This window comes from Planococcus dechangensis (assembly GCF_042654465.1).
Lineage (GTDB): Bacteria > Bacillota > Bacilli > Bacillales_A > Planococcaceae > Planococcus > Planococcus dechangensis.
This window is the reverse complement of sequence record NZ_JBHSGL010000014.1, coordinates 143,987-166,860: the sequence shown is the minus strand read 5'-3', so window position 1 is coordinate 166,860 and position 22,874 is coordinate 143,987. Positions and strand designations below refer to the sequence as shown.

The 22,874-nt window shown below is 49.3% G+C and carries 22 protein-coding genes; 12 read left to right on the top strand and 10 right to left on the bottom strand.

Translation table 11 applies throughout. The features are described 5' to 3' along the window. Positions 1-25: 25 nt before the first annotated feature. The 3 genes from queG to ACFO5U_RS14285 all read left to right on the top strand — a co-directional run bounded on the left by queG (position 26) and on the right by ACFO5U_RS14285 (position 2,286). Complete coding sequence (gene queG / locus ACFO5U_RS14295; protein ID WP_377279775.1) at positions 26-1,171, top strand: tRNA epoxyqueuosine(34) reductase QueG; 1,146 nt, start codon at positions 26-28, stop codon at positions 1,169-1,171. Between the two features lie 10 nt (positions 1,172-1,181). Continuing rightward, entirely contained in the window at positions 1,182-1,655 is a 474-nt protein-coding gene (gene trmL, locus ACFO5U_RS14290; protein ID WP_377279774.1) for a tRNA (uridine(34)/cytosine(34)/5-carboxymethylaminomethyluridine(34)-2'-O)-methyltransferase TrmL, read from the top strand. 322 nt (positions 1,656-1,977) lie between these two features. Then, complete coding sequence (locus tag ACFO5U_RS14285; protein ID WP_377279773.1) at positions 1,978-2,286, top strand: hypothetical protein; 309 nt, start codon at positions 1,978-1,980, stop codon at positions 2,284-2,286. A 638-nt stretch (positions 2,287-2,924) separates the two neighbouring features. Here the strand turns inward: ACFO5U_RS14285 and ACFO5U_RS14280 are convergent. Next, positions 2,925-4,226 carry an NCS2 family permease gene (locus tag ACFO5U_RS14280; protein WP_377279772.1) on the bottom strand — a complete coding sequence of 434 codons (1,302 nt, stop codon included), beginning with the start codon at positions 4,224-4,226 and terminating at the stop codon, positions 2,925-2,927. Positions 4,227-4,381: 155 nt separating this feature from the next. On the opposite strand from ACFO5U_RS14280, the gene ACFO5U_RS14275 reads away from it, so the two are divergent. Further along, entirely contained in the window at positions 4,382-5,212 is an 831-nt protein-coding gene (locus tag ACFO5U_RS14275) for an aldo/keto reductase (RefSeq protein ID WP_377279771.1), read from the top strand. Positions 5,213-5,247: 35 nt separating this feature from the next. Here ACFO5U_RS14275 and ACFO5U_RS14270 read toward each other — a convergent pair whose 3' ends face one another. Genes ACFO5U_RS14270 through ACFO5U_RS14260 form a run of 3 tightly spaced genes read right to left on the bottom strand, consistent with a single transcriptional unit; the run spans position 5,248 to position 7,042 of the window. Further along, positions 5,248-6,090 (bottom strand): RluA family pseudouridine synthase, encoded by an 843-nt coding sequence (locus ACFO5U_RS14270; RefSeq protein ID WP_377279770.1) that lies wholly within the window; start codon positions 6,088-6,090, stop codon positions 5,248-5,250. A 54-nt stretch (positions 6,091-6,144) separates the two neighbouring features. Continuing rightward, a complete protein-coding gene (locus ACFO5U_RS14265; RefSeq protein WP_377279769.1) occupies positions 6,145-6,615 on the bottom strand; it encodes a thioredoxin family protein in 471 nt (156 codons plus the stop codon). A gap of 1 nt (position 6,616) precedes the next feature. After that, entirely contained in the window at positions 6,617-7,042 is a 426-nt protein-coding gene (locus ACFO5U_RS14260; protein ID WP_377279768.1) for a disulfide oxidoreductase, read from the bottom strand. 132 nt (positions 7,043-7,174) lie between these two features. On the opposite strand from ACFO5U_RS14260, the gene ACFO5U_RS14255 reads away from it, so the two are divergent. The 4 genes from ACFO5U_RS14255 (at position 7,175) to ACFO5U_RS14240 (ending at position 12,343) form a co-directional block, all read left to right on the top strand. Next, positions 7,175-8,719 (top strand): GNAT family N-acetyltransferase, encoded by a 1,545-nt coding sequence (locus ACFO5U_RS14255; RefSeq protein ID WP_377279767.1) that lies wholly within the window; start codon positions 7,175-7,177, stop codon positions 8,717-8,719. A 74-nt stretch (positions 8,720-8,793) separates the two neighbouring features. Continuing rightward, positions 8,794-10,494 (top strand): phospho-sugar mutase, encoded by a 1,701-nt coding sequence (locus ACFO5U_RS14250; RefSeq protein WP_377279766.1) that lies wholly within the window; start codon positions 8,794-8,796, stop codon positions 10,492-10,494. A gap of 91 nt (positions 10,495-10,585) precedes the next feature. Then, positions 10,586-11,695, top strand: a complete 1,110-nt coding sequence (locus ACFO5U_RS14245; protein ID WP_377279765.1) for a GAF domain-containing sensor histidine kinase — start codon at positions 10,586-10,588, stop codon at positions 11,693-11,695. Between the two features lie 12 nt (positions 11,696-11,707). Continuing rightward, positions 11,708-12,343 (top strand): response regulator transcription factor, encoded by a 636-nt coding sequence (locus tag ACFO5U_RS14240; protein WP_377279764.1) that lies wholly within the window; start codon positions 11,708-11,710, stop codon positions 12,341-12,343. Positions 12,344-12,405: 62 nt separating this feature from the next. Here the strand turns inward: ACFO5U_RS14240 and rsgA are convergent, their stop codons facing one another. Next, complete coding sequence (gene rsgA / locus ACFO5U_RS14235; protein WP_377279763.1) at positions 12,406-13,461, bottom strand: ribosome small subunit-dependent GTPase A; 1,056 nt, start codon at positions 13,459-13,461, stop codon at positions 12,406-12,408. Between the two features lie 405 nt (positions 13,462-13,866). Between rsgA and ACFO5U_RS14230 the strand changes: the two genes are divergently transcribed. Then, positions 13,867-15,162: a DUF2254 domain-containing protein gene (locus tag ACFO5U_RS14230; protein WP_377279762.1), complete on the top strand. Its 1,296-nt coding sequence runs from the start codon at positions 13,867-13,869 to the stop codon at positions 15,160-15,162. A 56-nt stretch (positions 15,163-15,218) separates the two neighbouring features. On the opposite strand, the gene ACFO5U_RS14225 is transcribed toward ACFO5U_RS14230, so the two are convergent. From ACFO5U_RS14225 to ACFO5U_RS14215, 3 genes are all read right to left on the bottom strand, one after another. Next, complete coding sequence (locus ACFO5U_RS14225) at positions 15,219-15,782, bottom strand: hypothetical protein (RefSeq protein ID WP_377279761.1); 564 nt, start codon at positions 15,780-15,782, stop codon at positions 15,219-15,221. Then, entirely contained in the window at positions 15,775-16,668 is an 894-nt protein-coding gene (locus tag ACFO5U_RS14220; RefSeq protein WP_377279760.1) for a cation diffusion facilitator family transporter, read from the bottom strand. Before ACFO5U_RS14220 ends, ACFO5U_RS14225 begins: the two co-directional genes overlap by 8 nt. A gap of 76 nt (positions 16,669-16,744) precedes the next feature. Next, positions 16,745-18,058: a hemolysin family protein gene (locus ACFO5U_RS14215; RefSeq protein WP_377279759.1), complete on the bottom strand. Its 1,314-nt coding sequence runs from the start codon at positions 18,056-18,058 to the stop codon at positions 16,745-16,747. Positions 18,059-18,297: 239 nt separating this feature from the next. Here ACFO5U_RS14215 and chrA point away from each other — a divergent pair, with 239 nt between their 5' ends. Genes chrA through ACFO5U_RS14200 form a run of 3 tightly spaced genes read left to right on the top strand, consistent with a single transcriptional unit; the run spans position 18,298 to position 21,362 of the window. Then, on the top strand, positions 18,298-19,467 hold the full coding sequence (chrA, locus tag ACFO5U_RS14210; RefSeq protein ID WP_377279758.1) for a chromate efflux transporter: 1,170 nt from the start codon (positions 18,298-18,300) through the stop codon (positions 19,465-19,467). Positions 19,468-19,484: 17 nt separating this feature from the next. Next, entirely contained in the window at positions 19,485-20,738 is a 1,254-nt protein-coding gene (gene kynU, locus ACFO5U_RS14205; RefSeq protein WP_377279757.1) for a kynureninase, read from the top strand. Further along, positions 20,739-21,362: a cyclase family protein gene (locus tag ACFO5U_RS14200; protein ID WP_377279756.1), complete on the top strand. Its 624-nt coding sequence runs from the start codon at positions 20,739-20,741 to the stop codon at positions 21,360-21,362. A 52-nt stretch (positions 21,363-21,414) separates the two neighbouring features. Here the strand turns inward: ACFO5U_RS14200 and ACFO5U_RS14195 are convergent, their stop codons facing one another. Further along, entirely contained in the window at positions 21,415-21,852 is a 438-nt protein-coding gene (locus tag ACFO5U_RS14195) for a low molecular weight phosphatase family protein (protein WP_377279755.1), read from the bottom strand. A gap of 173 nt (positions 21,853-22,025) precedes the next feature. Further along, the gene (locus ACFO5U_RS14190; protein WP_377279754.1) at positions 22,026-22,547 is read right to left on the bottom strand and encodes a universal stress protein; all 522 of its coding nucleotides are present in this window, start codon (positions 22,545-22,547) and stop codon (positions 22,026-22,028) included. Between the last annotated feature and the right edge of the window lie 327 nt (positions 22,548-22,874).

The window sequence follows — 22,874 nt, the reverse complement described above, 5'->3', positions numbered from 1 at the left end:
TAAATTGGAGCAAGGAGTTATCAACATGAACTTGGATCAATTCCAACAACAACTAGTTGCGTACGCCTCGGAAATCGGAATTGACAAGATCGGTTTTGCTTCAGCAGAGCCTTTTTATAATTTAAAGCATCGCTTGATCCGCCAGCAGCAATTAAATTACCAGTCGGGCTTCGAGGAATCGGATGTGGAAAAGCGCACGCGTCCGGAGCTGCTGTTGGAAGAGCCGGTGAGCATTATTGCCATCGCGATTGCGTACCCATCGAAAATGGAAGGCGCAACGCCCGGTGTCAAGGGGGCACGGCGCGGGATTTTCTCGCGTTCTTCCTGGGGCAAGGATTACCATGCTGCCCTCAGGGAGCGGCTTGCGCTGCTTGAAGCGTTCATCGCTGCCCATTATCCGGAGGCCCGGACAAAATCGATGGTCGATACCGGCGAATTGTCGGACCGGGCAGTTGCAGAGCGCGCAGGCATCGGATGGAGCGCAAAAAACACCAATATTATCACACCCGAGTTTGGTTCATATGTTTATCTAGGGGAAATGATCACCAATATCCCATTTGAGTATGACGAACCATTAGAAGACCAATGCGGCGACTGCCGTTTATGCATCGATACGTGCCCGACCGGCGCGATTGTCGAAGGCGGGCAGCTCAATGCACAGCGCTGCATTTCATTTTTGACGCAGACGAAAGGCTTCCTGCCGGATGAGTTTCGCTCGAAGATCGGCAACCGGATATACGGCTGCGACACGTGCCAGACCGTGTGCCCGAAAAATAAGAAAAAAGCGAACCGCATCCATCCGGAGTTCGACCCAGACCCGGAAATTGCCAAACCTTTGCTCGAGCCGCTGTTGACCATTTCCAATCGGGAGTTCAAAGAGAAATTCGGCCATGTGTCAGGTTCTTGGCGCGGCAAAAAGCCGATCCAACGCAACGCCATCTTGGCGCTTGCCCATTTCAAGGAACAATCGGCGGTGCCTGCATTGATCGAATTGATGAAGACGGATCCGCGCCCGGTCATCCGCGGCACGGCTGCCTGGGCGATCGGCCGCATTGGATTAGATAGTGGAAGACAAGCGCTCGAACATGCACAGCAGCAAGAGAAAGATGAAGAGGTGCTAGCGGAGATCGCCAAAGGCCTGGCATTCTTTTCTGCAGAAACGAAAGGATAAGTGAAGAGAATTGGGAATACACATTGTGTTATATCAGCCATTAATTCCGGCGAATACCGGGAACATTGCACGCTCTTGTGCGGGCACGGGCGTCAGCCTTCATTTGATCAAGCCGCTCGGATTTTCAACAGACGATAAAATGCTCAAACGGGCAGGGCTCGATTATTGGGAGCACGTTGACATTCATTACCATGATGGCCTCGATGAATTGTTCAGAGCGTATCCTAATGGGAACTACCATTACATCACGAAATTCGGGACCAAGACATATAGCTCGTTCGATTTTTCGGACCCGCAGGAAGATTATTTCTTCGTGTTCGGGCAGGAGACGAAAGGCTTGCCGAGGGAATTGATTGATGCTAACTTAGACCGCTGTTTGCGCATTCCGATGAATGAACATATCCGTTCACTCAATTTGTCGAACACGGCAGCGATCTTGATGTATGAAGCGCTGCGCCAGCAAGGTTTCCCGGAATTATCGTAAGCATACAAAAAAGGACAGCGCCTAGGCGCTGTCCTTTTGCATTTCACATTATTGTCTTTTGTTTGTACCAGGTTTGTCATCGTATCCAGCTGTGAAGATAGCTACCAAAAACGATACACAAACACCCAAGATTAGGATCAAGTTCATAAATGACGACCTCCTTGAAATTTGCATCTGTGTTTAGTATAGCCCACGGACGGGAAAAATGAAATATGGAACCCGCTTAAAAATATGGACATTTTCGGTCCATCTGAAAAAGATGAAACTTATTCGCTGTTGATGCGTATATACGGGTAGCATAAAAAGGAAGGGATGAACCAATATGAAAATGAAAACATCCGTGGCGTTGCTGTGGATTACGGGGCTTGCAGAGTTGTTTTTGGCCATTCCCGTCATCGGCGGTGCATTTGTGATTTCAACAGGGTACGCGCCGCTGGGCATCATGTTCGTGTTGCATGCGATTACGTTGTTCTTTTGCTTTAAAGAGTATTCGCCGAAGTCAGGATCGATTCTCGGCATCATTACAAGCGGACTTGCTTGGATTCCGTTGATCGGCTGGGCGCTGCACTTGCTGACGGCAGTCGTCTTATTGCTCTCGGCGGCGGTATCTGGACGCACAGCTAGAATTTAACAGCAAAAGCACCGGAATCCCGGTGCTTTTTTTCGTGGAAGAATAGAAAATATAATAGAAACTTTGATGAGAAAGTTCACTTTCAGAGATCTTGCTGCAGGCGCGCGAGTGAGGGCCGCAGTGGGAAGTGGTACGCAATACGACACTTGCTACCTTTAAAATAAGAGGGGGATAATTTTTTTTTGGATGATTGAAATCAGAGTGTTAAAATGCATTCCGCCATGAAAGTTATGTCTACCAAATCAACAAAGAGGAGTTACTTCCACTTTATCAACGCCTATCTCCCATCTCGGGAAGCGACTCCCCATCCGCCGGAAAAAGTTACAGAAGCAGATTTCACTACACTTACCAAAACATGGAAAACGCACAGCCGCCGAGCGCCAAGGGTGAGCCGATGCCATAAGACAGGCGCTTTTCCTGGCTTATGGCAAGAGGCCACCCAAAAGCCGGGCGGCGAATCCCAAAACGATGCTCCCATCAAAACCAACTAATTTCCACATTCCAGCACTAGCTTATTTTTCTGCCTATGGAAGCGACTCCCCATCCACTGGGAAGTTTTCCAGAAGTAAATCCCGCTCAATTCACCAAAACAGTAAAGATAGCACAATCCCCCACATGGAAATATGCGGGGGATTGTTTTAATGCGGTGCGATCAAGATTTGAATCGTAAACAACACAGCGAAGATATAAAGAATCGGATGGACGGTTTTCCATTTGCCTTTGAAGATTTTCATCAGCGGGTAGGAAATGAATCCGAGTGCGATGCCGGTGGCGATGCTTGAAGTGAGCGGCATTGCAAGTACAATGAGAAATGCCGGGAACGCTTCATCGAATTTCTCCCATTCGATTTGTTTGACCGCACTGATCATCAAACTGCCGACGATGATCAAAGCAGGCGCGGTGATGGCCGCGACGCCTGAAAGGGAGCCGACAAGCGGCCCGAAAAATGCGGCTGCGATGAATAGGATGGCAACAGTCAATGTCGTTAAGCCTGTCCGTCCGCCTGCCGCAACGCCGGCTGAAGATTCAACGTAGGCGCTTGTCGGGCTCGTCCCGACCATCGCGCCGGCACTCGCAGCAACGGAATCCGCGAGCAAGGCTTGGCGTACGCGAGGCATTTTATTGTCTTTCATGAGGCCTGCTTGTTTTGCGACGCCGATCATGGTGCCGGTCGTATCGAAAAGCGTAACGAGCAGGAACGAAAACACGACTCCGTACAGACCGAACTGGGCAACGAGCATGACCGCTTCGATCGGGTTCCAGACGATGATGCCTTCAGGAAGCGACGGCAGCTGCATCAGGCGGTCCCCAAACTCCAATTGACCGGTAAAGTAAGCGATGATGCCGGTTGCGATCATGCCGAAGAAAATTCCGCCGTGCAAGTTCAAGGACATGAAAATAAGTGTGATGGTCAGTCCAGCGAGCGTCAAAGCGACGGGCGGTGAAGTGAGATCGCCGAGCCCGACGAGGTTTGCTTCATTAGCTACAATCAATCCGCTCAGGCGCATGCCGATGAAGGCGATGAACAACCCGATGCCAGCGGTGATGGCATGTTTCAAGTTTTCCGGGATGGCTTCGATCAAAATCTTGCGCATTGATGTCAGCGACAAGGCGACAAACAACAATCCTGAAACAAAGACCGCGGCGAATGCGGTCGTATAATCAATGGCACCGTCAGAGGCGAGAACCATAGAAGTGAAATATGCGTTGAGTCCCATGCCAGGTGCGATGGCAATCGGGTAATTGGCGAGCAAAGCCATCCATAGCGTACCGATAACGGCTGCGATGATGGTAGCCAGAAATACTTGGTCAAACGGAACGCCGGCAGCCCCTAGAATGACCGGGTTGACGATAACGATATAGGCCATCGTCAAAAATGTCGTCATGCCGGCTGTAATCTCGGTTCTGATATCTGTTCCGTGTTCTTTTAAATGAAACATGGAAATCCTCCTTATAAACACGAACGTTTTAAACAACATGTTTAATAATATTCGTTTTTATTATCGGATGCAAGAGCTTTTCCCGATCTGGTGGCGAATAGTCGAAATTCCTTTCGACAATTTGTACAATGAAAAAGAACAGGAGGAGAATTTTTATGAATCTGACGATCGAATCAACAAAAACCTTACATAATGGAGTGGAAATGCCGCGTTTTGGCCTTGGCGTCTACAAGATGACCGATAAGCAAGCGGCGATCGAAGCGATGGTAAAAGCGATCCAAACAGGTTATAAAGCGATTGATACTGCTACAGTGTATGACAATGAAGCAGAGGTCGGGGAAGCGGTCCGTACTGGCGGCGTTCCGCGCGAAGAGCTGTTCATCACATCGAAAGTTTGGAACACCGACCAAGGCTACGACCAGACTTTGCGGGCATTTGAAGCTTCGCTGAAACGACTTGATATGGACTATCTGGATTTGTATTTAACGCATTGGGCGATTCCAGAAACTTTCGAAGAAACATACCGGGCCATCGAGCGCTTGTATGATGAGAAGCTGATCCGTGCTACGGGCGTTTCCAACCACCAGCAGCATCACTTGGAGAAAATTCTCCATAAGGCAAACATCAAGCCGATGGTCAATCAAATCGAGCTCCATCCACAATTGACACAAGAACCACTGCGGGAATACTGTGCATCTCAAGATATTGCGGTCACGTCGTGGTCTCCGCTTGCGAGAGGACGCCTGCTCGACGATCCGGTGTTGGTCGAAATCGGCGAAAAGTACGGGAAATCCGTCGCGCAGACCGTTATCCGCTGGCATTTGCAAAATGATTTGATCGTCATCCCGAAATCGGTGACACCGTCGCGCATCGCTGAAAATGCCGATGTCTTCGATTTTGTGTTGAGCGATGAAGAAATGAAACGGATTTCAGGACTAAACCAAGATTGGCGCAGCGGCACACATCCCGACGAAATCAGCATATAAAAAAAGCCAGCGAAAATATTCGCTGGCTTTTTCCATTATTGTTTTGCTTCGATGTCAACTTGTTGCCCAGTGAACGGATGGATAAATGCGATGCGGAAAGCGTGCAAAAAGTATTCCCCGTTTTCTGTCGGTGGGCCACCGTAAAGTTCGTCTCCGATGATCGGATGCTTCGTATGGGATAAATGTGCACGGATTTGATGGGTGCGGCCGGTCTCCAATGTCAAATGAAGCAACGAGCGGCCATCCGCACGTTCAATCACACGGTAATGCGTCACTGCGTTTTGCCCGTTCGGCGAGACACGTCTTCGTGTGGCGTGGTGACGGTCACGGCCCAGCGGAAAGTCGAGCGTGCCGGATTGCCCGCGCACAAGGCCTTTGACGAGCGCTTCGTATTCGCGCTGCACCAGTTTTTGTTCCACCATGCGGTCCATGACGTTTTTGGCGATCGGGTGCTTCGCCACCAGCAATAAGCCGGATGTGCCTTGGTCGAGACGGTGGATATGCTCGAGGTAAGTGCCCCCGGATTTTTGCACATAAGCGATCAAGCCATTGACGAAGGTGTCGTCTTGATGGTTATCATTCGGGTGTGTGGCAAGCCCTTTTGGTTTGTTGGCGATGATGAAATGCTCGTCTTCAAACAAAATGTCTGGTTCAATTGAGGCATTCGGCCGGTAAGGCGACTGTGCGTCCGGCGTCGTGATGACGAGCACCGTTCCTTTTGCCAGCGGTTCTTGCCAGCGCGGTTCGCTGCCGTCTTCTAACAAAACGCCGCGTGCCATGCGCAGTTCATGGACAATCTTTTTGCCAAGGCCCCATTCATTTTTCAATAGCTCAATAACCGTCATGCCTTCTTCGGGTATGCTGTATTTCCAAGTCATTTTGCAGTCCTCCATAAAAACGGGATCATGCGCGCGGCACATGATCCCGGTCTGTTATTTTTTCACGACTTCTTCGAAAAATTGTTCGATGTTTTCTTTTGGCTGTGCACCGACCCAGCGGGCAATTTCCTGGCCGTCTTCATAATGGACCAAAGTCGGTGTGGCTTCAAGTGCATAATCTGTCCAGCCTTGCTCGTACTCCAGCAAGTTGTACTGAAGGACGTCGATTTCTTTTTCTTCAGCGACAGGCATTAAGACAGGAGTGGTTTCCTGGCAGTATTGGCAAGTCGGGCTATAGAAATAAACCGTTGTCGGTTCGCCGCTTTGGATTTGTTCATTCAATTCCTCGGGCAAGACGATGTTTTGGTAATTTTCGTCATCGAGCTGATCGATGGTTGCCGGATTTAAATCATCGGTATCATATGGGTTGTTTTCGAGTTTGCTACTTTGCGATTGATTGGTCAGAAAGACAATCAAAGCAAAGATAGCAAGCACGATGCCTGCGATGATCAGCAGCTTTTTCATGTTATTGTTCCTCCTTCAATGATTTCCACAAATAGACGCTCGTCCCTGCAATCAGCGCAAACGCGACGAGTGCCAGAAACGGGATGGTGATGAATCCAAGATAGTTGATATATTCCCCTGTGCATGGGACTTGTCCGCATGACGGGGCGGAATCCGACAGAAACTTGAGTTTTTGTATACCGTAATGATACAGCGAAACAGCGCCGCCGACAACGGACAAGGCAAGTGTCGTCATGGCGATGCGCGGATTTTTCTGCACATAAGCGATCCCGATGACTATTACAAGCGGGTACATGAAGATGCGCTGCACCCAGCACAGTTCACATGGAATAAAGCCCCGGACTTGCGAGAAATAAAGCGAGCCGAGTGTCGCAATCAAGGACACCACCCACATAAAAAGCAAACTGTTTTCTTGACGCTTCGTCATCTGATGCCCCTCTTTTCCACAATGGTTTCCTTTTGAAGTATAATTCTTCCGTACCTACAAGTAAAATAATATCAACAACCGGGCTGATGGGCTATAATTAACTTTGAAACTTTTGTGAAGGAGAGCGGTAACGTGGCAGAACAATTCGATTTATCCCATTTTGAAAAAAGCATGGTCATCCGCGAGATGAGCTATGCTGACATACCTGCCATTTTGGAAATGCAACAGCTGTGCTTTCCTGGAATGGATCCATGGAAAGAAGAACAGCTGCGAAGCCACTTGGGCGTTTTCGGGCAAGGCCAGATCGTTGCGGAACTAGACGGCAAAGTGATCGGTTCGTGCTCGAGTCTGTTAATTAATTTTGATGAATACGATGACCGCCATACATGGGACGATGTCACTGATGGCGGCTATATTACCAACCATAACCAAGACGGCTATAATATGTACGGCATCGAAGTGATGGTGCACCCTGAATACCGCCGCATGCAAGTCGGGCAACGTCTCTATGAAGCGCGCAAAGAACTGGCGCGCGAACTGAACTTGAAGTCGATCATCATCGGCGGGCGTATCCCGAACTACCATAAGCATGCAGACGAAATGTCCCCGCGCGAATATGTCGATGCGGTGTCGCGCCATAAAGTCTATGATCCGGTGTTGACGTTCCAGTTGATGAACGGATTCCAGCTGATGCGCATCAACCCCGGCTATTTAAAAGACGACACGGCATCGGGCAAATACGCCACCTTGATGGAATGGAACAACGTCGATTATAAGCCGATATCGAAGCGCCATTTCAAAACGAGCTTGCCGGTGCGCATTTGCGTTGTCCAATATTTGATGCGGGCAATCAGCTCGTTTGATGACCTTGCAAACCAAGTCGAATACTTCGTCGACGTTGCATCTGACGCGCATTCGGATTTCGTCGTGTTCCCGGAAATCTTCACGACGCAATTGATGTCGTTCTTGAACGAACCATCCCCGAGCCAGGCAGTGCGTAAATTGACGGAATTCACGCCGCAATACATTGAGTTGTTCACCGATCTCGCTGTGCGCTATAACGTCAATATCATCGGCGGTTCGCATTTCGTCAAAGAAGAAGACGACGAAATCTACAACATTGCGTATTTGTTCCGCCGCGACGGCTCGATCGATAAGCAGTACAAGATTCATATCACGCCGAACGAACGCAAATGGTGGGGCATTTCAGCAGGCGACTCAGTGCGCGTATTCGATACGGATTGCGGCAAGATCGCCATCCAGATCTGCTACGACATCGAGTTCCCGGAACTGGCCCGCATCGCAACCGATATGGGCGCCAACATCATCTTTTCACCGTTCTGTACAGAAGACCGCCAAGGCTATTTGCGCGTCCGTTATTGTGCACAGGCCCGCGCGGTCGAAAACCAAATCTACACGGTCATTTCCGGAACGGTCGGAAACTTGCCGCAGACGGAAAACATGGATATCCAATATGCGCAATCCGGCATTTTTGCGCCATCTGATTTCGAATTCGCTCGCGATGGCATCGTCGGCGAAACCAATCCGAACTTGGAAATGGTGCTGATCGGCGATGTCGATTTGGAAATCCTTAGACGCCAGCGTCAAGACGGCACAGTTAAGCAATTGAAAGACCGCCGTCATGACGTCTACCGCGTCGAATACAAAAAAGATTAACGACAGCCGCTCCGAATGGGGGCGGCTTTTTAATGGAAAATTTGGTAAACTAAAAGTAATTGGAGGGATGAACCATGACATGGAAGCAACGAATGCAAAAATGGCTCAGCTTTGAAACGCTGGATGTTAAAACGAAAGAGCAATTGCAAGTGTTGGCGCAAGACGAACAGCTGGCAGAAGACGCCTTTTACCAAGATTTAGTGTTCGGCACTGGCGGCATGCGCGGAGAAATCGGGCCGGGCACCAACCGCATGAACGTCTACACGGTAAGAAAAGCATCCAAAGGCATTGCGGATTATATCGAAAGCTTCGGGAAAGAGGCGATGAACCGCGGTGTCGCAATCGCTTTCGATAACCGGCGCATGTCTCCGGAATTTGCCGAAGAGACAGCCCGCACTTTCGCGGCTTCCGGTATCCGTGCTTATGTTTACGAGTCGACGCGGACCACGCCGCAATTGTCGTTTTCGGTGCGCGAGCTGAATGCCTTTATGGGAATTGTCATTACAGCCAGTCACAATCCGCCAGAATACAACGGCTACAAAGTATATGGAGAAGACGGTGCACAATTGAACTTGGAAGCGGCCGACCGTGTCATTGAATTTGTCGGCCGTGTTGAAGATGAACTGACGATTGATAATGAACATTACGATTCGTCGCTATTGGAGATTTTAGGGGAAGAGCTTGACCGCAAGTATATCGCCCAAGTGTTGACCGTACAAGAAGCAAGCGTCCAGCCGATCAGCGTCGTGTTCACGCCGCTGCACGGTGCATCAGGTGAAACGGTGCGCCGCGTATTGGATGAAGCGGGCTACACAGGAGTTCACTACGTGGCTGAACAGATGGCGCCGGACGGGGAGTTTCCGACAGTCGAGTCGCCGAATCCGGAAGAATCTGCTGCGTTCGACCTTGCCCGTGAATACGGCGAACAACATGCATCGGATTTGCTGATTGCAATTGACCCGGACGGCGACCGCGTCGGAGCAGCCGTGTGGACAGGGACGCAATACGAATTGCTGACGGGCAACCAAACCGGCGGCATTTTGCTCGAATATTTATTGAGCCAGAAAAAAGCAAAAGGTGAATTGCCGGACAACGGCCGCATCTTCAAGACCATCGTCACTTCCGGATTCGGCGAAGCGGTTGCGAACAGCTATGGCGTCGATAGCGAAGACGTTTTAACGGGTTTTAAATTTATCGGTGAGAAATTGAATGAAAACGATAAGCAGCACGAGTTCACGTTCTTGTTCGGCTATGAGGAAAGCTACGGCTATTTGATCCGTGATTTTGCGCGCGACAAAGATGCTGTACAAGCAACTTTATTGCTCGTTGAAGCGGCTGCCTATTATAAGAAACAGGGCAAAAACTTATACGCCGTATTGAATGAACTTTTCGAACGCCACGGTTTTTACCGCGAGCTGCTCGTTTCCGTGACGAAAAAAGGCATCGAAGGGGCACGCGACATTACGCGTCTTCTTGACGGGCTGCGCGCGCAGCCGCCGCAATCGATTGCCGGCATTGCAGTGGAAAAGGTCGAGGATTATGAAAGCCGGACCCGTACGGTAGTTGCTGTCGGCACAAGCGAAGCCATCGTCTTGCCGCGTTCGAATGTCTTGAAATATTTCCTTGAGGACGGTTCATGGGTTTGCTTACGACCGAGCGGCACCGAACCGAAAGTGAAATATTATTTCGGCGTCAAGGCGGACACGCAACAAGAAAGCGATGAAAAGCTTGAACTGTTGAAAGAAGCATTTTTGGATTTGGTTTCGAACCGTTAAAAGCTCCCCTTTGCGGGAGCTTTTTCATTCGAAAGGATGAGGCTAGCCGCCGGTTTTCTTGTGTACAATAACAATTAGGAGGGAACTGCCAATGGTGCCCGAACAGCATTCCGATGTGGTCCTATTAAAAGAAATCGCTGAACTATTGAACGAAGAAACAAATCTCGAGCGCATGCTGAACGGCGCGATCGACAAACTATTACAGAATTCCAATTTTGAAACGGCCTGGATTTTCTTCATCGATGAAAACGGCAAACACCAACTCGTAGCGGAAGCCCATTTGCCGGATGCTTTGGCAGAGCGGGAATGCCGCCATCTGAAAAAAGGCGGTTGTTGGTGCGTCAAACGCTACCACGATGGAGATCTCGAGAAGGCATCGAATATCATTGCTTGCCAGCGCATCGAAAACGCCAAAGCGGCAAATGGCAAAATCGGCAGCATCTCACACCATGCAACGGTTCCTTTGCAGTCCGGGCAAGAAAAGTTCGGCTTGCTCAATATCGCCGCGGCCGATACAGTGCGTTTTTCGAAAGATGAACTGGCGTTGCTCGAATCGGTCGCTTTTCAAATCGGCTCTGCCATCAAGCGCATCGTGCTGGTCAAGCAAGAACAGGAACTGGCGCTGGTCAAAGAGCGCAACCGGCTGGCGAGGGATTTGCACGATTCGGTTAACCAATTGCTGTTTTCGGTCACCTTGACGGCAAGGGGAGGTATTGAAATGGCGGAAGATGATGCAGTGAAAAGCACATTCCGCGATATTCAGCACCTGAGCCAGGAAGCGCTCAATGAAATGAGGGCATTAATCTGGCAATTGCGTCCTAAAGGCCTTGAGAGCGGCTTGCTCGATGCCATTAGATCTTATGGTGAAATGCTCGGGCTTTCGATGGACACGAAAGTGGCCGGAGTGATTCAATTGCCGTCGCGCACCGAGGAGACCTTATTCCGTATTGCACAAGAAGCGCTCAATAATATCCGCAAGCATGCAGACGTCAGCTCTGCACAATTATACGTCACGGTTACTTCTACAGATGTCTTGATGGTCATCAAGGATGAAGGACGCGGCTTTGCGCAAGGCCACGGTATGATACCATCCATCGGCATCCAAAGCATACGCGACCGCGCGCAGGCGGAAGGCGGCACGGCCGATTGGTCGAGCGGCATCGGCAAAGGAACGGAAATTCTCGTACGGATTCCGTATTAAAGGAGTGGCAAGATGAAAGTATTGATTGCGGACGATCATCACGTCGTTAGAAGAGGGTTATTGTTTTTCTTGAAAACCCAAAAAGATATCGAAGTTGTCGGCGAAGCGGCAAACGGGGCGGAAGCTGTCGAAATGGCACGGAAACTGCAGCCGGACATCGTGTTGATGGATTTGGTCATGCCTGAAATGGACGGCATCCAAGCGACGCGGAAAATAAAAGAGGCACATCCACACATCATCATCTTGATGCTGACAAGCTTTTCGGATAGGGATCACATCGTTCCGGCGATTGAAGCGGGAGCCGCAGGGTATCAATTGAAAGACATCGAGCCGGACGAATTGGTGGAATCGCTGCGCAGCTTGATGCGCGGGGAAAACACGCTTCATCCGAAAGCATCGTCGGAATTGGCAAAAGCTCCTGCAGATCCATTGCCCCATATGCTTCATCCACTAACGCCCAGAGAAGCGGAAGTGCTTGCCGAACTGACGAAAGGCAAAAGCAATAGGGAAGTGGCGTCGGCGCTGTTTGTCACGGAAAAAACGGTGAAAACGCACATTTCCAATATATTCATCAAGCTTGAAGTCCAAGACCGGACACAGGCAGCGCTTTACGCTGTCAAGCACGGATTGACAGAAACCGCCAATTGAACAGAATCAAACGAACGAACGAACGAACGGCCGGCAAAGGACTTCCTTGGCCGGCCGTTCGTTTATCTTTTTTTAGCGGGTCTGCTGCGATAGTCTTTCGTGCGCTGCTTCCAAACCATGCGTTCGGCCTGTTGTTTGGCAAGATCGCTTTTCCGTTCCATGTATTCGAGTTCACGCAGCAACTTCAAATAACTTGCGTAACGCGATTCGGACAGTTCACCGGAAGCGAGAGCCGACTGGATGCGGCAGCCTGGCTCTTTTTGGTGGCTGCAATCGCGGAAGCGGCAGTCGGCCGCAAAGCTTGCGACGTCCTGGAAGCTGGCCTCTAGGCCATCTGCGGAATCGCCGAGCTGGAATTCGCGCATGCCCGGCGTATCGATCAATAATCCACCGCCCGGTAGCAGCACGAGTTCACGGTGTGTCGTCGTATGGCGGCCTTTGCTGTCGTCTTCACGGATATCCTGCACCGCCATCCTATCGCTATTGGTCAGTGCGTTGATCAGTGAGGACTTCCCGACGCCTGACGAACCGAGCAGCGCGCCAGTCTTGCCTTCCGTCAAATAGCGTGCAAATGCATTCATGCCGTCTCCGGTCACAGCCGACACTGCAAAAGCGTCGACGCCGATCGCGGCACCGGCAACTTGCTCTAAGTACTCAGCGGGCTCGCTGCATTGATCGCTTTTCGTCAAGACGATCACAGGCATGGCTCCGGAATCCCAAGCCGCAATTAAATAGCGCTCGAGCCGGCGCAGGTTAAAGTCATGATTGAGCGACATGACGAGAAAGACATAGTGGATGTTGACGGCAATCGTCTGCAATTCCGAGGTCTCGCCACTAGCTTTTCGGGTAAAGCGTGAGCTGCGGGGGAGAAGCTTGTGGATGATGCCTTTGTCTTCTCCCGGCATTTGTTCGAGCGCGACCCAATCGCCGACGCTCGGGTATTCATCCGGAGCGTGTGTATGGCGGAAATTCCCCGATACAGTGGTGAGCCATTCACCCTGTTCGGTGATGGCACGGTAGCTGCTTTTGTGTTCTAATATGATGCGGCCTGGCACTGTATGTTCAGGCAGCGCTTGTTCGAATTGTTCGTTCCATCCGTATTGTGTAATGATTGACAATTTAACTTCCTCCTAAAAAATGCATAATAAAAAACCATGGCTGCAATAGCAGTGCCATGGTCTCCGCGCATAGGGAAAAAGCGTATCGTCAGCGATACACAGAGGGAGACACATAAAGCATAGCTATTGCGTTGCGGGTTGCACAAGCTGAAATAGTCACCATAATGCCTCACCTCTTTCCGTTAATTAAGATAATGATAAGCTGAAATCTCGATCAGGTCAATAGAATTTTGTAAGACTATTTTGATATTAAACAGGCTGAGTCTTGTGAATGAATGACAATCGGAAATCACCAGCAAAGTTTATTTCCTCCATGGATCAACCCCATCAGCCGTGAGCGTTTGCTAAAACGGCAATAGGGGAACAGGAAAATAGACTGATGAGGCCCGAATCGAGGGGGATATTATGAAAAAGCTGTTTTATAATTGGCGAGAGAAATTATGGGTCACTCCGGCGATCTTCAGTTTACTGGCAATTGTGCTATCGGTAGCGATGTTTTATGTGGATTTGCTGCTCGTTGAAAGGTACCGGGAATTTTTCCCGGATATATTGCTGACCAATGTCGATCTGGCGAAAACGATCATGGGGGAGCTGGCTGGGGCATTGTTGACGATGACCACGTTCACGTTTTCCACAATTCTCGTGGTATTGACGATGTATTCTTCTCAATTCTCTCCGCGAACACTCAAAAATTTCATCCATGATCCGGTGACGTGGCGCGTGTTGGGAATTTTTCTCGGCGGATTTATCTACAACACCTTGTCGCTGCTGTTCATGCGCGATGACTTGTATGAGACCGATGTGCTTTCGGCATTTGTCGGCATTCTCATTGTGTTTATCTGTTTAGCCACTTTTGCTTACTTTATTCACCATATCGCTACACATGTCCAAGTCGGAAAACTGCTCAATGAACTGGAAGCGGATGCTTCGCGCGTGATCGATGACTACAGCAAAAAGCAAAAGCATGATATGGAAATCAAAGCGAATTGGCGGCCGGACGGTATCGCGCAAACGATCAAGGCGCAACAGCATGGTTATATTCAATTCCTTCATTTTGATAAAATGTTGGAATACGCCGAGAAACAAAACTTGGAAATTGAAATCCTCCAAAAAATCGGCGCTTATGTCCATGAAGAAACTGAATTGTTCCGCATTTATCGAAAAGAGGATATCCAAATAGACACAAAGAAATTCGTCTCGATTGGGCAAGAGAGGACTTCTTCACAAGACATCGATTTTGCCATCCAAAAAATGGTGGAAGTCGCATTGAGAGCTATTTCACCTGGCATCAATGATCCGAATACTGCCAATGGCATCATCATCCGGATCGGGCGGTTGCTCGGGAAAATGAGCCATTTAAAAACAGGGGCGATTGTCATGGCGGACGGTGAGGGCCACCCGCGGATCAATTATCATTTTTTCTCCTACGAAGATATTCTTTACCGCACATTCCACCAATTGGCGCATTATGGGAAAGAAGATGTTTCAGTCATGGCTTCGATATTGGACTCTTTGACCATCGCTGTGGAAGCATCTGAAAAACAGCACCACGAAGTCATATGGGCGAGCCAGCTTTATTTATTGGATCATCTAGAATATACGACTATGAGCCAACACGACCATCGCTTTTTGCAAAGTAAGCTGGATGCTCTTGCGAATGCTGCCGATCGCCGTCCGGTCATTTTAAGCCAGAATAAGTGAGAGCATAAGAAAAAGCGCCATTACCGTGTCGGGTAATGGCGTTTTTTACTGTTCGTTCATTGTTCCTGGATTCTGTTGAACTCTCCGCCGGCGGCTTCGACACGATTGGTTACCGAACCGTGCATTTCAAAGATTCGGCCGCTCGAAAATTCGACTTGTTCGCCGTCGCGGAAATGATAGGTGACCGATTCGATGGAATTGGTGCCGCTCGCACTGCCGACTTTTTCTTCGACCCGCTCAAACTCATCCCATGTATAAGTCGACGATTCGAAAGCAAGCGGCGGGTTATAGGTAAAGCCGTCCCGCGTTATGTAGTAATAATCGCCAAGTGAAAAAGCGATGGCCCCAAAGCCAATGATGGCAACGATTCCTGACAAGAGCCAGGCTTTCAGCGGCTGTTCCATCATAGCGGGTATAAACAGTGCGATAGCAAGCAAGACGATACCGCCACCGCCAAGAATGAGCGACAATCCGGAAGTACCAACGACTTCTGCGTTCGGTGTGATGGAAATGACTTTAGCCGGGTAAAAAACTGCGGCAGGTATAAATATAGCGGAAATAAGTAAAATAACGCCGAATGTAACTAAGACAATCTTTTTTTGATCGTAAAAATCAACCATCCTCTTCGTCCTCCTCTACCGAATAATCCGGCTCTATATGTACGAGGACGACGCAATTCGGTTTCACTTTTTGGATTTTTCTTTCAATTTCCTCGGTGATCCAATGGCTTTCGACAACGTTCAAATAAGGCGCAACGCCTACCGTCAAATCGATGAACATGACATTGCCGTGCATGCGGCCTTTGAAATCGCGCAAATTCAACACCCCGGGAACGCGCCGGATCAAGACGGATAGCGACTCGACGGATTCCTCGTCAAAAGCATCGGTCAACGTCATCACCGATTCACGGAAAATATCCAACGCTGTTTTGATAATGATGAGTCCGACTAGAAAAGCCGTAATGGAATCGATCCAGGCAGCACCGAGTATGGCGCCGATAATCCCGATTCCTGCACCGATGCTGACAAGTGCATCCGAACGGTTGTCGTAGGCCGCTGCGCGGACAGCGGAGCTTTTGATTTCTTGGCTTAATTTCAAATTATAGCGGTAGACACCATACATGATGATCGCCGAGAAAAAAGCGACGACCGCAGTCAATGGGGAAGGCGATTCCAGTGCTGGATTGAATACACTTTTGGCTGCGTTCAGTAAGACTTGCAGCCCGATGACCGCCATAATGAACGAAGCGACGAGGGAAGCGATTGTCTCTGCTTTCAAATGGCCATAATGGTGGTTTTCATCCGGTGGTTTTTGAGAGATCCGTAACCCAATCAACACTGCCACAGAAGCGACAATATCGGTGACATTGTTCAGGCCATCCGCTTTCAATGCTTCGGATCCGCCCCAATAGCCGACGCCCAGCTTGATGGCGCTCAAAAATAAATAAGCCCCGATGCTGAGCCAAGCTCCTTTTTCTCCTTTTCGGAGATTATCGTATAAGTCCATTGAAGTTCATCTCCAGCTAAAAATATAGTGAAACGGAAACGGCCCTCCAAAAGAGGACCGTTTGTTGGTTAATAGGCTATAGAGTGGTTGCAGGAACATGTTTTTTCACTTCCAAATAAACAATATGATGGCCATCAACTTCTTTAGTGCTGAATTCAAACCCCTGCTCAATGATTTTCTGTCCTTCGATCGCATCAAAATGTTTGTCCATAAACCATCCTCCAATAGTATCGATGTCTTCTTCATCGATGTCAATCCCGAGAATCTCGTTGACGCTTGAGAGCAATAGCTTAGCATTGAAAATATAATGATCTTCCCCTAGCTTCTGGACGTCCGGCGCTTCGTCCAGGTCGAACTCATCCTGGATGTCGCCGACGATTTCTTCCAAAATGTCTTCAATTGTCACCAATCCTGCAGTGCCGCCGTATTCGTCTCGGAGAATGGCCATGTGGATCCGCTCTCGCTGGATCTTCAGTAATAATTCGCTGACCGGGATGGTCTCGATCACTTGGATGACCGGCTGGGTAAATGCCGAGACCAAGAAATCGGCGGTTTCTGGATTTTTAACATAGGCGCTCAGTAAATGCTTCATATTGACGACGCCGAGGATATGGTCTTTGTCACCTTCCGTTATCGGATAACGGGTAAACTGTTCAATGCCAGGCATGGCAAAGACGTCACTTAAAGAGGCATCGTGGTCAATGGTGATCATTTCCATGCGCGGCACCATGATTTCCTTAGCGATGCGCTCGTCGAATTCGAAAATGCGATTGACGTAATCGTATTCAGAAGGGTTGATTTCACCGCTTTTCAGACTGTCGGACAATAGCAGTTTCAACTCTTCTTCAGTATGGCCCATCTCGCTGCGTGATAGTTTTTCGATGCCGAACAAGGAGGAAAGCATCCGTGCAATGCCGCTGAACAGCACAATGAACGGATACAACAGCCGGTACGAAACAATCAGCGGGGAAGCGAGGGCTAAGGTCACCTGTTCTGGATTGCGGATGGCGATAGTTTTAGGGAACAATTCGCCGATGACGATAAGCACAAGCGCTACAGCCAAAAAAGCAATCAAAAATGCCGACCATCCAGCAAGTGCTGCGGGCAAGCCGAAGTACGCCGCGAGCGGAGTGATCAATTGCTCAACGACAGCGTGCCCCATCCAGCCGAGGCCGAGCACCGATAAAGCGATGCCGACTTGACAGGCGAACAAATAATCGTCGACGCGTTCGACCACTTTTAAAGCAGCCGTCGTTTTTTTATCGTTTTGGGCAAGCGCATCGGTGAGTCTCGACTTGCGGATATTGACGATCGCGTACTCGCAAGCGGAAAAAAATGCGGTAGAACCGATTAAGACGGCAAAAGCCGCCACACGTATGGGAATATCCAAATGAATCCTTTGCACCGGTTCCAAAGTGGAAAGAGCGCAAAGTCTGCACCTCCTGGAAATGAAATAATGGTAATCTTGAATGAAAAGATTCAAACTTGCGATGGCTTCTATTCTTTATTCAAAAGTATAACATCTAAAAGACTAAGTATTCAGTAAAAATAATTTACATACATTTAATATTGAATCATATAAGCAAACGGTTATGATAGAAAAGAAGAAAAAAGGGGGAGAAATGGAGAATGAATCGAAAACAACGCTGGCTTGAAATCTTAAAAGCCTCGACCAAGCTTGGCTTGACGTCATTCGGCGGACCCGCTGCCCATATCGGCTATTTCCGGGATGAATATGTACATAGAAGAAAATGGTTAGATGATAAAGCTTACGCGGACTTAGTGGCATTGTGCCAATTCCTTCCTGGCCCAGCGAGTTCGCAAGTGGGCATTTCAATCGGCATGATGCGCGGAGGCATTATGGGCGGATTTTTGTCATGGCTCGGCTTTACGATGCCGTCCGTCATCGCATTGATGATTTTTGCCATGTTGATTACGAGCGGCTCTGTCGATATTGCCTGGCTGCAAGGCTTGAAAATCGTTGCCGTGGCGGTTGTCGCGCATGCGCTGCTCGGAATGGGGAAATCGTTGACCCCGGATGTCCAGCGGCTGATGATCGCCCTTGGTGCAGCCATCGCCATTTTATTGGTGCCGACCGCATGGGCACAAATTATTGTTATCGTGTTGACCGGAATCATCGGATTTTTATTATATGGGAAGGATCAGGCGCCGGAAGCGGTGAAACTCGTTTTGACTTTCGGCAAAAAAACCGGTCTTGCCGCGTGGGGGATCTTCGCGGCCTTGCTAATCGGCCTGCCGCTTGTGCGGCCATTCATCGAATCGAGCGCCTTTGCGATTTTCGATATTTTCTACCGTGTCGGTGCAATCGTATTCGGCGGTGGCCATGTTGTCTTGCCGATGCTCGAGCGTGAAGTAGTGCCAGAATGGATGACAGCGGATGCCTTTATCGCCGGGTACGGGGCGGCACAGGCTGTTCCGGGGCCATTGTTTACCTTGTCCGCATATCTTGGGCAATTGATGAGCGGTGCTGGCGGTGTATTGATTGCTGTTGTCGCGATGTTTTTGCCGTCCTTCCTATTGGTCATCGGGACATTGCCGTTTTGGAGCGTCATCCGCACGAAACCTGGCATTCAAGCAGCCTTAAAAGGCATCAATGCAGGGGTGGTCGGCATTTTGCTGGCGGCGCTTTACGACCCGGTTTTCACTTCCGCAATCCGTGGACCGGTCGATTTTGCCATTGCGATTGCCGCCTTCGGAATGTTAGTCTATTTGAAACTGGCTCCGTGGAAAGTCGTCTTGATTACGGCGCTTCTCGGTGCGCTGGCTTATGCTCTATAGAAACGGAGAGATGAGATGTGGAAACAGCTATACAAAAAGACCAACAAGATCCGCTGGCTAAATTCAAAGAACAGTTTTTTGTAGAACCAGGAACCATTTACATGGACGGGAATTCACTCGGCCTCATGTCAAAGCGTGCTGAAGCAAAGCTTATTGCGCTGATGGACAGCTGGAAACAATTCGGCATCGAAGGTTGGACAGAAGGTGAACATCCGTGGTTTACGCTGGCAGAGACGCTGAGCGAGAAAGCGGCGCCATTGTTCGGGGCGAAAGCGCATGAAGTGATGGTCACCGGCTCGATCACATCGAATATCCATCAGATGCTGTCGACAGTCTATGCGCCGACAGATGAGCGTTTTGTGATCTTGGTAGATGAGCTGAATTTTCCATCTGATATTTATGCAGTAGAGAGCCATCTGCGTCTGCGCGGGCAAGATCCGGCAGTTGCGATGCGCAAAGTATCAAGCCGTGACGGCTACACGCTCGAGCTGGAAGATATTTTAGCGGAAATGAAAGACGATGTAGCGGTTCTGTTGCTGCCGTCGGTCCTTTATCGAAGCGGGCAATTGCTGCCTTTGCGCGAGATTACCCAAGCCGCACATAAAAAAGACATCATCGCCGGGTTCGACTTGGCACACTCGGCTGGAGCCATGCCGCATAATTTGCATGCAGATGGCGTGGATTTCGCTGTCTGGTGCCATTACAAATACATGAATTCAGGCCCCGGCGGTACAGGCGGCTTGTATTTACATGAGCGCCATCACGATTTGAATCCAGGGATCGCCGGATGGTTCGGTTCGGACAAGGCGAAGCAATTCGACATGGACCATAGCTTCACGAAAGCGGAAGGGGCAGGCGCCTATCAGGTCGGCACGCCGAATATTTTCAGCATGGCGCCGCTGATCGGCAGCCTGGAGTTGTTTGAAGAAGCAGGGATCGGTGAGATCCGCAAGAAATCGCTAGAGTTGACGGCTCTGCTGCGCGAAAGGCTTGCGGCTCTGGTGCCATCTTTAATAGACGTCACGCCAAAAGCGGATGAGCAGCGCGGTGGCCATATCGCGCTTGCCCACAAGGAAGCGGCGCGCATCTGCAAAGCATTGAAAAAAGCGGGCATCGTCCCGGACTTCCGCGCGCCTGATATTATCCGCCTTGCGCCGATCGCCTTCTACACAAGTTTTGCAGATGTGGAGAAAGTGGCGCTTACCTTGCAGGATATTATCGAACACGAACGCTATAAAGAATTCAGCAACGAACGAAATGTGGTGGCGTAAATGGCAAAATCCATCATAGACATTTCGATGGCTCTGGATAGTTTAACTCCGGAATGGCCGGGGGATACGCCGTTTTCCTATCGCTTATCGGTGACGAAAGAGCAGAGTGGATCGGTGAATATCGGCGAACTCAAATCGAGTACGCATATCGGCACCCATATCGATGCGCCGTTCCATTACGATGAAAATGGCTTGAAGACCGACGAATTGCCGCTGGATGTATATTTGACGACTGCCCAAGTGATGGACGTGTCAGGTCAGCAACGAGTGATGCTGGATGATCTGGATGAGCTAGTGCAAGGGGTCAATGCCGTACTGTTGAAGACGGCCGCGTGGCAAGACCGCAGCGCGTTTCCTGGCGCTTGGCCGGTATTCGACCCGGCGATTGCCGAATGGATGAAAGACCAGAGCGTCCGGCTGCTAGGGGTCGATGTGCCATCAGTCGATCCCGAGACGAGCAAGGAACTGCCCATGCATCACGCGATGAACCGCAATCAGCGCTTCATCTTGGAAGGTATCGTATTGGATGATGTCGCGGCGGGTGTCTATCAATTGGCTGCATTGCCTTTGAAAATCCGCGGAGGAGAAGGAAGCCCCGTGCGTGCAGTGTTGTATAAAGAATAAAGAAAAAGCCGACAAGTCAATTTTGACTTGTCGGCTTTTTCTTTAAATTTATTCACTGTGCATATTGTGACCGGAGCAATGGTTCCATTTCTTTTATGTTCATCGCGATGACATCACATACTTCTTGGTATAGCGCCCATTTTTCATCCCTATCTGTACTGCGGATTTCAGGGTTTGGGATATTCCAGCGCACTAATTTCTGCATCGGCAAATCGACAGGAATGTCATTTTGTTCAAACTCCCCGTCATGCAAGGCGATGATCAAATCGGCTTCCTTAACTTCATTAGGATCGTAAAGCCTTTGTTCAACCGGCGGGATTTCCAGAATGATTTCTTTCAAAACTTCAAAAGGAATTTCGTTGAAAGATGGCTGTTTCCATGCCGCACTTCTGATTTCCCAGTCCGGCAGCATTAAGCGGCTCGCCCATATCTCAGCCATTAGCCCGCGATGTTGGTGTGATGATAAAAAATATACAGTATGTCTCGGCATGGCTGACCCCTTCTTCCTTTCTAAATTTTCCAGCTTGAGTTAATTAGTATTCTTTACCCATGTAGCCTTGATAACAAACAGATAAATATATGATATTCATTTAATTATGTCAAAAATATGTCATTAAAATAAACATCCCCCTCAGGATGTAGATTTTGCATCCTGCAGGGGGATTATTTCACTACGAGAACCGTGCAGCCCGAGTCTTTGATGAGTTTGCTGCTGACAGAGCCGACAAAAAACTTTTGCAATCCTGATTTGCCGCTGTTGCCGACAATCAATAAATCAACGTTCTGCTCTTCGATAAAACCAATAATGGTTCTAATGACAGAGCCTTCAAGTGCCAACACCGATGCTTTGGCATTCTTTGCATCAAGTTGTTGCTGGATGGAATTGTGCATATGCTTCGAGTATTCTGCCGTGCGTCCGCTGTCGAGGTCATGAGGGGGACGGTAGCCGTCGTCGCCAAGGCCATGCGGTGTGTACTGTGCGTAAGTGCTGTCGACATTTGCTGACATGACAGGTGCCGATGCATTGCCGACGTTCATGTAGCCAGCGCGTTCGGGTGTTTCATCATTCACATAGATGACTGTCAGTTTCGCGTCAGGGAGAAGAGCAGCCAAGTCGATGCCTTTATCGAGTGCTTCCCGGCTGCCTTCCGATCCGTCGTAAGCGATTGCGATATTTTTAAACATTTCTTGTCACCGCCTTTGATATTTACTGTTACTATTCTGTTCCCCAAACTGGCTGGCCGGCAAACCTTTTGCACAGGCGAAGAGGCTCCACGTTCTGGAAAGTTGGACTTTCGGTTAATTTTGTCATTCACTTCGAAATAGCTTGACAATTCAAAAAAGCGAATGCTACTCTTGAATTATCAAATAAATGGAAAAGGAGGTTTGGACAATGAAAAAAATTCGCAAGCACTTTTTAACTAATTGCATAGCATTGCCAGACACTCCGACTTTTTTTCATTAATATTTATTTCGTGACTAGAAAATTTCGGGCGGGGTCTGTGCATCCAG

Bases quoted from the DNA above. Each gene is read 5' to 3' on its own strand.
- queG (WP_377279775.1), top strand. From the start codon at position 26: ATGAACTTGGATCAATTCCAACAACAACTAGTTGCGTACGCCTCGGAA.
- ACFO5U_RS14285 (WP_377279773.1), top strand. From the start codon at position 1,978: ATGAAAATGAAAACATCCGTGGCGTTGCTGTGGATTACGGGGCTTGCA.
- ACFO5U_RS14280 (WP_377279772.1), bottom strand. From the start codon at position 4,226: ATGTTTCATTTAAAAGAACACGGAACAGATATCAGAACCGAGATTACA.
- ACFO5U_RS14275 (WP_377279771.1), top strand. From the start codon at position 4,382: ATGAATCTGACGATCGAATCAACAAAAACCTTACATAATGGAGTGGAA.
- ACFO5U_RS14270 (WP_377279770.1), bottom strand. From the start codon at position 6,090: ATGACTTGGAAATACAGCATACCCGAAGAAGGCATGACGGTTATTGAG.
- ACFO5U_RS14265 (WP_377279769.1), bottom strand. From the start codon at position 6,615: ATGAAAAAGCTGCTGATCATCGCAGGCATCGTGCTTGCTATCTTTGCT.
- ACFO5U_RS14260 (WP_377279768.1), bottom strand. From the start codon at position 7,042: ATGACGAAGCGTCAAGAAAACAGTTTGCTTTTTATGTGGGTGGTGTCC.
- ACFO5U_RS14250 (WP_377279766.1), top strand. From the start codon at position 8,794: ATGACATGGAAGCAACGAATGCAAAAATGGCTCAGCTTTGAAACGCTG.
- ACFO5U_RS14245 (WP_377279765.1), top strand. From the start codon at position 10,586: ATGGTGCCCGAACAGCATTCCGATGTGGTCCTATTAAAAGAAATCGCT.
- ACFO5U_RS14240 (WP_377279764.1), top strand. From the start codon at position 11,708: ATGAAAGTATTGATTGCGGACGATCATCACGTCGTTAGAAGAGGGTTA.
- ACFO5U_RS14230 (WP_377279762.1), top strand. From the start codon at position 13,867: ATGAAAAAGCTGTTTTATAATTGGCGAGAGAAATTATGGGTCACTCCG.
- ACFO5U_RS14225 (WP_377279761.1), bottom strand. From the start codon at position 15,782: ATGGTTGATTTTTACGATCAAAAAAAGATTGTCTTAGTTACATTCGGC.
- ACFO5U_RS14220 (WP_377279760.1), bottom strand. From the start codon at position 16,668: ATGGACTTATACGATAATCTCCGAAAAGGAGAAAAAGGAGCTTGGCTC.
- chrA (WP_377279758.1), top strand. From the start codon at position 18,298: ATGAATCGAAAACAACGCTGGCTTGAAATCTTAAAAGCCTCGACCAAG.
- ACFO5U_RS14200 (WP_377279756.1), top strand. From the start codon at position 20,739: ATGGCAAAATCCATCATAGACATTTCGATGGCTCTGGATAGTTTAACT.
- ACFO5U_RS14195 (WP_377279755.1), bottom strand. From the start codon at position 21,852: ATGCCGAGACATACTGTATATTTTTTATCATCACACCAACATCGCGGG.
- ACFO5U_RS14190 (WP_377279754.1), bottom strand. From the start codon at position 22,547: ATGTTTAAAAATATCGCAATCGCTTACGACGGATCGGAAGGCAGCCGG.